This window comes from Streptomyces sp. NPDC003247 (assembly GCF_042888135.1).
GTDB lineage: Bacteria > Actinomycetota > Actinomycetes > Streptomycetales > Streptomycetaceae > Streptomyces.
Genome location: NZ_JBIAPF010000013.1, coordinates 234,708 through 244,473 on the forward strand (window position 1 = coordinate 234,708; position 9,766 = coordinate 244,473).

The following is a 9,766-nucleotide window of genomic DNA, read 5'->3' on the forward strand; positions in this document are numbered from 1 at the left end:
CGAGGGCGGACCAACGAGGGAACCGGCTTTCTCTCACGAGGGCTTCGAGGTCCGGTCCGACGTCCGACTCCACCGAATCCGAACTCTCGTGCCATGGAGTTCTGTTCCCGCGTCCGGCCGGTTGAAGCGGCGTTGTACCGCCATCTTTGCGCGGACTCTCGCCACCCGGCGTACGCCGGTGGCATGGGCGCAGCCCCCTCCGGCCCATGTCCTGCCGCCCCCGGCCCCTGCCCGCGCATCCCCGGCAGGGGCCGCCACCTCGCCCCGCGTCCGCCGGTGCGCTGCCCGCCGGCCTCCTAGGCCGCCGCCTCGAACCCGGTGTCCCGGGCCAGCTTCTTCAGCTCCAGCAGGGCGTGCTTCTCGATCTGCCGGATGCGCTCACGGGTGAGGCCGTGCTCCTTGCCGACCTCGGTCAGCGTGCGCTCACGGCCGTCCTCGATGCCGTACCGCATCTTGATGATCGAGGCGGTGCGCGGGTCGAGCCGGTCGATCAGGCCGTCCAGTTCCTCGCTGCGCAGCAGCGTGAGGACGGACTGCTCGGGGGAGACCGCGGAGGTGTCCTCGAGCAGGTCGCCGAACTGGGTCTCGCCCTCGTCGTCGACCGACATGTTGAGGGAGACCGGGTCACGGGCCCAGTCGAGCACGTCGATGACACGCTCCGGCGTGGAGCCGAGCTCGGCGGCGATCTCGGCGGGCTCCGGCTCGCGGCCGTGTTCACGGTTGAACTCGCGCTGGACGCGGCGGATACGGCCGAGCTCCTCCACCAGGTGGACGGGCAGCCGGATCGTGCGCGACTGGTCGGCTATGGAGCGCGTGATCGCCTGACGGATCCACCACGTGGCGTACGTGGAGAACTTGAAGCCCTTGCGGTAGTCGAACTTCTCGACCGCGCGGACCAGGCCGGCGTTGCCCTCCTGGATCAGGTCGAGCAGGGGCAGTCCGCTGCGCGGGTAACGGCGGGCGACGGCCACGACCAGGCGGAGGTTGGAACGGATGAAGACGTCCTTGGCGCGCTCCCCCTCGGCGACGAGCGCCTCGAGCTCCTCGCGGGAGGCGTCCGCGGCGGACTCCTCGTATCCGTCGAGAACCTGCCGCGCGAACACACCCGCCTCGATGATCTGCGACAGCTCGACTTCCTTGGCGGCGTCGAGCAGTGGCGTGCGCGCGATCTCGTCGAGGTACATGCCGACCAGATCGCGGTCGGCGATCTCGCCGCCGTGGACGCGAGCGCTGCTTGCCGCGTCGGCCGTCTCGCCGGTGGCGGACTTACGACGGGCGACGGCACGGGTTGCCATGCGTGCTCCCTTGCGATGATGGGGTCAGCGGGTGGTCCGTGGACACCGGGCCGTTACTCGGGTCCTCCCGGGACTGTCAACCGGGACTCTCCTCGGGTGCCCTGCATCCGATGGAAACAACGACTGGAATCAGGACAGAATTCCCAACCCGCCCCTCATTTTTTCTGATCTTGCAGTACCCTGTCGGGCCGCCCGAGGGGAGTCACGATGCCGCCGGAACGTACAGAGGTGCAGGTCAGGCCAGGAGTCGAGGGGGACCTCGACGCCCTCACCGACCTCTACAACCACTACGTCCGTGAGACGCCCATCACATTCGACACCGTGTCGTCCACTCCGGCGGAGCGCCGCCCCTGGCTGCTCTCCCACCCTGAAGACGGCCCGCACCGGCTGATGGTTGCCACGCAGGGGACACCCGAAGGCGATGCACAGCGAATCCTGGGGTACGCCACATCCAGCCCCCACCGCCCGAAGGCCGCCTACGCGACATCGGTGGAGGTGACGGTGTACGTCGCCCCGGACGCCGGGGGCCGCGGCATCGGCACACTCCTGTACGAGGCGCTGTTCGCCGCCCTGGCCGGGCAGGACCTGCACCGCGCCTACGCGGGCATCGCCCAGCCGAACGAGGCGTCGACACGGCTGCACGAGCGTTTCGGCTTCCGGTACGTCGGCACGTACCGCGAGGTGGGCCGCAAGTTCGGCCGCTTCTGGGACGTGGCCTGGTACGAGAAGGAACTCTGAGGCGTACGGTACGGGCGTCGTGCCCACACCGGCCCCCGACCGGCACCCGACCGGCACCGGCACCGGCACCGGCACCGGCACCGGACCGACACCCGACCGGCACCGGCGCCCCGCCTCAGCCGAACTGCACCGACCGCTTCGCCATCCCCAGCCAGAACCCGTCGATCACCGACTTCTGCGCGTCCAGTTCGCCGGCGACCTCCGCCGCGCCCATGGTGACGAAGAGGGGGGCGAAGTGCTCGGTGCGCGGGTGGGCGTACCGGCCCGCGGGGGCCTTGTGCAGGAAGTCCAGCAGGGCGTCCCAGTCGCGGGCCTCCAGGGCGCGGTGGCCCCAGTCGTCGAACTCCGACGACCAGCTCGGCACTCCCGGTCCGGTGTGCCGCAGCGCGGCCAGGTTGTGGGTGAAGAAGCCGGAGCCGACGATCAGTACGCCCTCGTCGCGCAGGGGCGCCAGCCTGCGGCCGATGTCCATGAGCTTCACCGGGTCCAGGGTCGGCATGGAGATCTGCAGGACGGGGATGTCGGCGGCGGGGAACATCTCGACGAGCGGGACGTAGGCGCCGTGGTCGAGCCCGCGGTCGGGGATGTCCTGGACGGGGGTGCCGGGGGCGTGCAGCAGCTTGCGTACGGACTCGGCGAGCGCGGGCGCGCCGGGGGCCTCGTACCGGACCCGGTAGTAGTGCTCGGGGAAGCCCCAGAAGTCGTAGACCAGGGGGACGGTCTCGACGGCGCCGAGGGCGAGCGGGGCCTCCTCCCAGTGGGCGGAGACGATCAGGATCGCCGTGGGGCGGGGCAGGCCGGCGGACCAGGCGGCGAGCTGGCCGGGCCAGACCGGGTCGTCCGCGAGGGGCGGGGCGCCGTGGCTGAGGTACAGGGCGGGCATGCGGTCGCGGGGGAGGTCGTCCTGCGGGACGGCACGGTGGCCCGGTGCGGCGGCGGACATGGTGACGGCTCCCTCCGAGGGCGGGACGGCGGCCCTCGCACCCCTCGCTGCTTGAACTCTAAAGCTCCCTGACGGGTCCCACTGTAGGCGCCACTTGTTTAAATTTCAAGGACAAAGCCCGTAGAGTGGACCCATGACGAAGGCAGCCGCACCCGCCGACGAGCCCCAGTGGCTCACCGCAGAGGAGCAGCGCATCTGGCGCTCGTACCTGCACGCCACGTACCTCCTCGAAGACCAGCTGGACCGCCAGCTCCAGCGCGACGCGGGCATGCCCCACATCTACTACGGGCTCCTCGTCAAGCTCGCCGAGTCCCCCCGCCGCCGCCTGCGCATGACCGAACTGGCCAGGGACGCCAAGATCACCCGCTCCCGTCTCTCCCACGCCGTCGCCCGGCTGGAGAAGAACGGCTGGGTGCGGCGCGAGGACTGTCCCTCCGACAAGCGCGGCCAGTTCGCCGTCCTCACCGACCAGGGCATGGAGACACTGAGGAGCGCCGCCCCGGGCCATGTCGCCGCCGTACGCAACGCGCTGTTCGACCGGCTCACCCCCGAACAGCAGAAGTCCCTCGGCGAGATCATGGAGATCGTCGCCGAGGGACTCCAGCCCGACGAAGCGGGCGCGGACCTGCCCTGGCTCCGTTAGGCCCTGTCGTCAGACCCGTCGTTCGGATCGGGTCGCAGGGACCCGGCGGCGCTCCCCTGCGCCGCCGGGCCGCCACGCGGACTCAGTGGACCCAGTGGACCCAGTGGACCGAGTGGACACAGTGGACTCAGTGGGCGACCACCGGCACCGGTACGGCGTCCTCGGCGCCCTCGCCGTCCCGCGCGCCCGGGCCGCTCGCGGCGCCCAGGTCCGGCTTGCCGGCGTTGACCAGGGTCAGGGCGATCACCGCCGCGGCGACGAGGATGCCCACGGCGAACCAGATCGCGCTGGTGTAGCCGTGCACCATGCCCTCCAGCTGGACCAGCTGCTGCTGCGGCCGGGAGGTCGCGGAGGCGATGTGGCCGGTGATGTAGGACGTGGTCGCGGAGGCGGCGACCGTGTTCAGCAGGGCGGTACCGATCGCGCCGCCCACCTGCTGCGAGGTGTTGACCATCGCGGAGGCGACACCGGCGTCCCGGGGCTCGACGCCCTGGGTGGCCATCGACATGGCCGGCATGAACGCCGTACCCATGCCGAGGCCGAGCAGCAGCATGCCCGGCAGCAGCACGGCCGCGTAGGAGGAACCGACCTCCATCCGGGTCAGCAGCAGCATGCCGAGCGCGGCCACCAGGAAGCCGGGACCCATCAGCAGCCGGGGCGCGACCCGGGTCATCAGACGGGTGCCGATCTGGGTGGAGCCGGTGATCATGCCCGCGACCATCGGCAGGAAGGCGAAGCCGGTCCGGACCGGCGTGTAGCCCTTCACGACCTGGAGGTAGTAGGTGAGGAAGAGGAAGAGGCCGAACATCGCGATGATCGCGAGGCCGAGCGAGAGGTAGACGCCGCCGCGGTTGCGCTCGGTGACCACCCGCAGGGGCAGCAGCGGGGCCTTCACCTTCGCCTCGACCAGCACGAACGCGGCGAGCAGCACGGCCGACGCCACGAACATGCCGACGGTCAGGGCGTCGCCCCAGCCCTCGGACTCGGCGCGGGTGAAGCCGTAGACCAGGGCGACCAGGCCGAGGGTGGACAGGACGACGCCCGGGATGTCGAGCGGGGAGCGGTTGCGGCCGCCCTCGGGCTCACGGATGACGAAGTAGGCGCCGGCCGCGGCGACGACGGCGAAGGGGATGTTCACGAAGAACGTCCAGCGCCAGTCCAGGTACTCGGTGAGGAACCCGCCCAGGATCAGACCGACGGCGCCACCGCCGCCGGCGATCGCGCCGTAGATGCCGAACGCCTTGGCGCGCTCCTTGGCGTCGGTGAACATCACGGCGAGCAGGGAGAGCGCGGCGGGGGCGAGGAGGGCCCCGAAGACGCCCTGGAGGGCGCGGGCGCCGAACATCATCGCCTCGTTGGTGGCCGCGCCGCCCAGCGCGGAGGCCGCGGCGAAACCGGCCAGGCCGACGACGAAGGCGCGCTTGCGGCCCCACAGGTCGGCGATCCGCCCGCCGAAGAGCAGCAGCCCGCCGAAGGCGAGCGCGTAGGCGGTGACCACCCACTGGCGGTTGCCGTCGGATATGCCCAGGTCCGTCTGGGCGGAGGGCAGCGCGATGTTCACGATGGTCGCGTCGAGGACGACCATCAGCTGGGCGAGCGCGATGAACACGAGCGCTTTCCAGCGGCCCGGATCCGCCTCGCGGACACCGGGCGACGACGCCTTGGTGGTGACTGTTTCAGACATGGGTGTACCCACTTCGGGACTTCGTGACGGAAAAAGGTGTGCAGAACGTGCTGAGGAACGCGAGAGCAGAGAGAAGGGCGAGGGAAGAACGGAGAGGGAAGAAGGGAGAAGGAAGAAGGGAGAAGGAAGAAGGGACTCAGGGAGCGATCAGCCGGACCTGCCTTCCCCGGCGGCGATCACCGCGGGGGCTGAAGTGCCGGAAGCCGCCCAGTAATTGACCGGGAGTTGCTGGAACTGCCGTCGAGCTGTCGTCGAACTGCCTCTGAACTGCTGCCGATACGGCCGCCGAACTGCTGCTGACACAGCCGCCGAACCGCTGTTGATACTGCTGCTGAACTGCCGCTGAACTGCCGGGATTCGCTCAGGCCTTACGCAGGTCCTCCATGGTCACGGCCGCACCCGGCAGGGCGGAGCGGGCGGGAGCCCGCAGCCCGTCCAGGAACAGCTGCAGATGGCGGTGGACGAAGCGGTCGGCGCTGAGGCAGCCGGTGCCGGCCGGGGGCCGGCTGAGCTGGGCCACGGCGACCATCAGGTCACCGATGCCCACGTCGTCGCGGAGCTGACCGGCCTGCCGGGCACGCTCCATGACCTCGTCGACGAGGTGCTCGGCGCGCAGCCGGGCGGCGACGAGGTCCGGATGGTTGTCGTCGAACGTGCTGGCGACCATCGGGCACAGGGCGCCGACACGTTCGTCGGCGGCGACGTGCACGAAGCGCTCCAGCGCGCTGAAGGCGTCGCCCGTCTGCGCGAGCGCCTGCCGGGCCGCCTCGGCCGTCCGGTCCATGACGGAGCAGACGACCTCGCGGACCAGCGCGTCGCGGTCGGGGAAGTTGCGGTACACCGTGGCGTTGCCGACCCCGGCCCGGCGGGCGATGTCGTCGAGCGGCACGTCGGGGCCGAGCTCTACGAACATCTCGCGGGCGGCGTTGACGATCCGCTCCCGGTTGCGCAGCGCGTCGGCACGCGGCCGGGCCGTCCTGCGCTGCGCGGAAGCTGCGGTCTGCACGGCGTACTCCTTGCGTGTCGAGTCTGTCGGATCTGTCGGATCTGTCGAGTCGGAGGGGCGATCCACCGCGAAGCGGACCACGGAGACATCTGAGGCAAAGACGGAGGGACCGATCCGGGGAAGCTCTCCCCGTTTCAGCCGGACACCTGACTAAACGGGGAAACGATCCCCGGTTATTTCCCACCCCCGAACTCTTTTCATGTGACCTGAGTCACTCCCCTACGTGGAAGTAACCCACGATCGGCCGCCCCGGCGAGCGCCCCCGCCACGCCGGACGGAGGGTGATCGCAAGGGTGCAGTCGGTGACGGTGGCTGCCCGGAGTGAGAGGTTCCCGCATGCAGCCGCAGTCCGAGCGCACCCGGGAGGCCCGGCCGGGCCCGCCCCGGGAGCCGCTCCGCCGCCGCATACGCACGCGCCCGCGCCGCGCGGCCGCCCTCACGGCCGTCACCGCGCTGACGCTCGCGGTCAGCACCTCGGCCGGCACCGGACACTTCGGCCCGGGCCCGGCACGGGCCGGAGCGGGGCCCGTCCCCCTGGCCCGCTCGGCCGCCCTCTCCCCCTGCATGATCAACGGCAGCACCGCCGTGCAGATGTCCGAGGGCGTGCCGACCTCCGCCGGCTACGCGCGCTCCACCGGCACCGTCCGCGCCCTCAACCTCATGATCGACTTCTCGGACGCCCCCGGCCGGGGCGACGCGCGCGCCCGTCTCCGCGAGTTCTTCCCGAAGACCCAGCGGTGGTTCCGCACCGCCTCCTACGGCCGCCTCGACTACCGCCCCGAATCACCGGTCGGCCGCTGGCTGCGCATGCCCAAGCCGTTCAAGGAGTACGGGATAGAGCGCGGCGCCCCCTTCGACCCCGGCTACCGGGACCTCGTCCAGGACATCGTGGCCGCCGCCGACCGGACCGTCGACTTCCGGGCGTACGACCTGCTGAACGTGCTGGTCACCCCCAACGCCGGGCCGTCCGCGCTCGACACGGTCCTGTCGGTGACGTTCGCCGGCAACACCGAGGCGCCGGTGGCCGACGGCGTCCTCGTCGCGAACGCCTCCTTCGTCTACTCCCGCCAGGACGACGGTTCCGGCTCCTACGCCGAGACCGGCTACCGCGTCCTGCCGCACGAGAACGGCCACGTCTTCGGCCTGCCCGACCTCTACACCCAGGAGGGCGGCGGCTCGGTCGGCCACTGGGACATCATGAGCGAGGACTGGGGCGCCAACAACGACCTGCTCGGCTGGCACAAGTGGAAGCTGGGCTGGCTGGACGCCAAGCAGATCAACTGCGCGGCGACCCACGGCACCCGGGAGTACACCCTCACCCCCCTCTCCCGGCCCGGCGGCCCCAAACTGGTCTTCGTCCCGCTCGACCACCGCAGCGGCTACGCCGTCGAACTGCGCACCCGCGGCGGCAACGACGAGGCCGTGTGCCGCCCCGGCATCCTCATCTACCGGGTCGACGCGGACATCGACACCGGCATGGGCCCGGTGACGGTCTACGACTCCCGGCGCGACAGCGGCGGCTGCACCCGCAGCCCCAACGTCCACGCGGAACTCTCCGACGCCCCCTTCGCCCCCGGCCAGTCCTTCGAGGACCCGAAACGGGGGGTACGCATCGCGGTGACGGCGGCCAACCTCAAGGGCGACTACCGGGTACGGGTGACCCGACGGTAGACCGCGGCGCACCACCGGACCGCACCACCGCAGGCCTGCACCACCGGCACACCGACGCAGGGATGCCCACCGAGACGACCACGGCCTCCCCCACCCGCCGCGAACGGCCCCACACGGCCTCCTCACCACCCGCTCCGCTGTGCCCTGACCCCCACACCCCACCCAGGAGATCCGGTACGCTGACGCCTGTGGCCCACCCGGCCACCGCCTCGCCTTCGTAGCTCAGGGGATAGAGCACCGCTCTCCTAAAGCGGGTGTCGCAGGTTCGAATCCTGCCGGGGGCACAGAAAAACGCCTGGTCAGAGGCCCTTCCGTCCGACGGACGGGAGGGCCTTCGTACTCGCAGCACACATATGGCACATGCGGCTGCGGGCAGAGGTGGGGAGCTGTGCGAGATGCCCGCGAAGGATGAGCTGGCCCGGCGCCGGTACGAGAAGCTGGTCGACCGGCTTGAGTCGCTGATGCGGGCCGCCCTGAAGCCGGAGTACGAGGGCTACTACGGTCAGCTGATCCTCGGCGCAGACGATCTTGCGGAGATGGGCGAGCTCAAGGACGTCCGGCGTGCCGCCAGGGAGGCGGGACGGCGTCTCGGCTGGAAGACGACCACGCACCTCGTCGGCGGGAGGCTCTTCGTCCTCGACGAGCGCGAGGTGCCCGAGAGGATCGAGCGGTTGGCTGGGGATGCGGCCGCTGCTGCGATGGACCGGTTCTGGGAGGAAAGCCGTCGGCCGCGACTGACCTGATCCGAGGAAGACGCAAGGGGGCACCCCACCGCATCAGCGCGGTGGGGTGCCCCTTTCGGTTACGGCGCCCCGGCACGGGTTAGGCACACATCACGCGGCGTCTGCCTCCAGGGCGGCCACAGTCTCAGCGGCCTCACGGGCCTTCCGCTCCGCCTTCTCCAGCTTGGCCTTTGCCTTGGCCAGTTGCTTGGAGCGGCGCTTGTGCATCTTCTTCGAGACCTCGTCCAGGCGGTCGGGAAAGAGGTGCCCGTAGGTGTCCAGGGTCAGCGTCGCGGACTTGTGGCCCAGCATCGTCTGTACGACGTTGACGTCCGCGCCGCTGGCGATGGCGAGCGAGGCCGCCGTGTGGCGCAGCTTGTGCGGGGTGACCTTGAGATGCCCCAGCCCGGCCTTTACGACCGCCGGCGCGAAGAACCGCTGACGGAAGTTCCGGGCCCGCAGCGGCCCGCCCTGCGGGGCGGTGAAGAGCAAGTCGTCATCTCCTCTCCCCTTGACGTGGGGCTTCAGCTCGTCGGCCAGGAACCGCGGGATGGGTACGGACCGGCGCTCGTGGTTCTTGGGGGTGTCGAGGTAGAGCTTGCCGTTGTCCTCGGCGTACGCCTCCACGATGTGGGCCCGACAGGCGTCCAGGTCGACGCGGCCCACCTTGAGCGCGGATGCCTCGCCCCAGCGCAGTCCGGTGTAGGCCAGCAGCAGGATGAACACCCGGTAGGCGCCTGCCGCGTTAAGCGTTGTCCCGTAAATGATCTACGACATGCCGGTTGACCAGCATCGTTGCCTCTCATCTGGCGAGGGTGAGGTTGTGGAGGCGGGCGATGCCGAGCATGGCGTGGTGGACGCCGTCGCCCTTGAGGCGGCAGTCGCGGAGGATCTTCCAGGTCTTCATGCGGGCGAAGGCGTGCTCGACGCGGGCGCGGACCTTGCGGTGGGAGGAATTGTGTTCCTCTATTCCATTCGGGGAGGTCGGCCTGGCCGCGTTCGCGGCGGTGCGGGATGACCAGACCGGTGCCGCGGTAGCCGCCGTCGGCGATGACGGTGGTATG

Annotated in this window: 9 protein-coding genes, 1 tRNA gene and 1 pseudogene; 5 read left to right on the forward strand and 6 right to left on the reverse strand. The window is 70.5% G+C overall.

What is annotated here, in order from left to right; all coding sequences use genetic code 11:
• Window positions 1-296: 296 nt before the first annotated feature.
• Window positions 297-1,295, reverse strand: coding sequence for an RNA polymerase sigma factor RpoD/SigA (locus tag ACFYWQ_RS35420; RefSeq protein WP_389522377.1), 999 nt, complete (start codon window positions 1,293-1,295; stop codon window positions 297-299).
• Between the two features lie 207 nt (window positions 1,296-1,502).
• On the opposite strand from ACFYWQ_RS35420, the gene ACFYWQ_RS35425 reads away from it, so the two are divergent.
• On the forward strand, window positions 1,503-2,033 hold the full coding sequence (locus tag ACFYWQ_RS35425) for a GNAT family N-acetyltransferase (protein WP_389522379.1): 531 nt from the start codon (window positions 1,503-1,505) through the stop codon (window positions 2,031-2,033).
• A gap of 115 nt (window positions 2,034-2,148) precedes the next feature.
• Here the strand turns inward: ACFYWQ_RS35425 and ACFYWQ_RS35430 are convergent, their stop codons facing one another.
• Window positions 2,149-2,976, reverse strand: a complete 828-nt coding sequence (locus ACFYWQ_RS35430) for a dioxygenase (RefSeq protein ID WP_389522382.1) — start codon at window positions 2,974-2,976, stop codon at window positions 2,149-2,151.
• A 133-nt stretch (window positions 2,977-3,109) separates the two neighbouring features.
• Here ACFYWQ_RS35430 and ACFYWQ_RS35435 point away from each other — a divergent pair, with 133 nt between their 5' ends.
• On the forward strand, window positions 3,110-3,619 hold the full coding sequence (locus ACFYWQ_RS35435; protein WP_389522384.1) for a MarR family winged helix-turn-helix transcriptional regulator: 510 nt from the start codon (window positions 3,110-3,112) through the stop codon (window positions 3,617-3,619).
• Window positions 3,620-3,746: 127 nt separating this feature from the next.
• Here the strand turns inward: ACFYWQ_RS35435 and ACFYWQ_RS35440 are convergent, their stop codons facing one another.
• On the reverse strand, window positions 3,747-5,303 hold the full coding sequence (locus ACFYWQ_RS35440; RefSeq protein WP_389522386.1) for an MFS transporter: 1,557 nt from the start codon (window positions 5,301-5,303) through the stop codon (window positions 3,747-3,749).
• Between the two features lie 361 nt (window positions 5,304-5,664).
• Window positions 5,665-6,309 (reverse strand): TetR/AcrR family transcriptional regulator, encoded by a 645-nt coding sequence (locus tag ACFYWQ_RS35445; protein ID WP_389522387.1) that lies wholly within the window; start codon window positions 6,307-6,309, stop codon window positions 5,665-5,667.
• Window positions 6,310-6,645: 336 nt separating this feature from the next.
• Here ACFYWQ_RS35445 and ACFYWQ_RS35450 point away from each other — a divergent pair, with 336 nt between their 5' ends.
• From ACFYWQ_RS35450 to ACFYWQ_RS35460, 3 genes are all read left to right on the forward strand, one after another.
• Window positions 6,646-7,980 (forward strand): M6 family metalloprotease domain-containing protein, encoded by a 1,335-nt coding sequence (locus tag ACFYWQ_RS35450; protein WP_389522389.1) that lies wholly within the window; start codon window positions 6,646-6,648, stop codon window positions 7,978-7,980.
• Window positions 7,981-8,191: 211 nt separating this feature from the next.
• Window positions 8,192-8,264: transfer RNA gene (locus tag ACFYWQ_RS35455), tRNA-Arg, on the forward strand.
• Between the two features lie 111 nt (window positions 8,265-8,375).
• The gene (locus ACFYWQ_RS35460) at window positions 8,376-8,723 is read left to right on the forward strand and encodes a hypothetical protein (protein ID WP_389522390.1); all 348 of its coding nucleotides are present in this window, start codon (window positions 8,376-8,378) and stop codon (window positions 8,721-8,723) included.
• A 90-nt stretch (window positions 8,724-8,813) separates the two neighbouring features.
• Here the strand turns inward: ACFYWQ_RS35460 and ACFYWQ_RS35465 are convergent, their stop codons facing one another.
• Both ACFYWQ_RS35465 and ACFYWQ_RS35470 read right to left on the reverse strand, forming a co-directional pair.
• Window positions 8,814-9,428: a tyrosine-type recombinase/integrase gene (locus tag ACFYWQ_RS35465; RefSeq protein ID WP_389522392.1), complete on the reverse strand. Its 615-nt coding sequence runs from the start codon at window positions 9,426-9,428 to the stop codon at window positions 8,814-8,816.
• A 76-nt stretch (window positions 9,429-9,504) separates the two neighbouring features.
• A pseudogene (locus ACFYWQ_RS35470) lies at window positions 9,505-9,766 on the reverse strand (transposase); the annotation flags it as partial.

Bases quoted from the DNA above. Each gene is read 5' to 3' on its own strand.
- ACFYWQ_RS35420 (WP_389522377.1), bottom strand. From the start codon at position 1,295: ATGGCAACCCGTGCCGTCGCCCGTCGTAAGTCCGCCACCGGCGAGACG.
- ACFYWQ_RS35425 (WP_389522379.1), top strand. From the start codon at position 1,503: ATGCCGCCGGAACGTACAGAGGTGCAGGTCAGGCCAGGAGTCGAGGGG.
- ACFYWQ_RS35430 (WP_389522382.1), bottom strand. From the start codon at position 2,976: ATGTCCGCCGCCGCACCGGGCCACCGTGCCGTCCCGCAGGACGACCTC.
- ACFYWQ_RS35435 (WP_389522384.1), top strand. From the start codon at position 3,110: ATGACGAAGGCAGCCGCACCCGCCGACGAGCCCCAGTGGCTCACCGCA.
- ACFYWQ_RS35440 (WP_389522386.1), bottom strand. From the start codon at position 5,303: ATGTCTGAAACAGTCACCACCAAGGCGTCGTCGCCCGGTGTCCGCGAG.
- ACFYWQ_RS35450 (WP_389522389.1), top strand. From the start codon at position 6,646: ATGCAGCCGCAGTCCGAGCGCACCCGGGAGGCCCGGCCGGGCCCGCCC.
- ACFYWQ_RS35460 (WP_389522390.1), top strand. From the start codon at position 8,376: ATGCCCGCGAAGGATGAGCTGGCCCGGCGCCGGTACGAGAAGCTGGTC.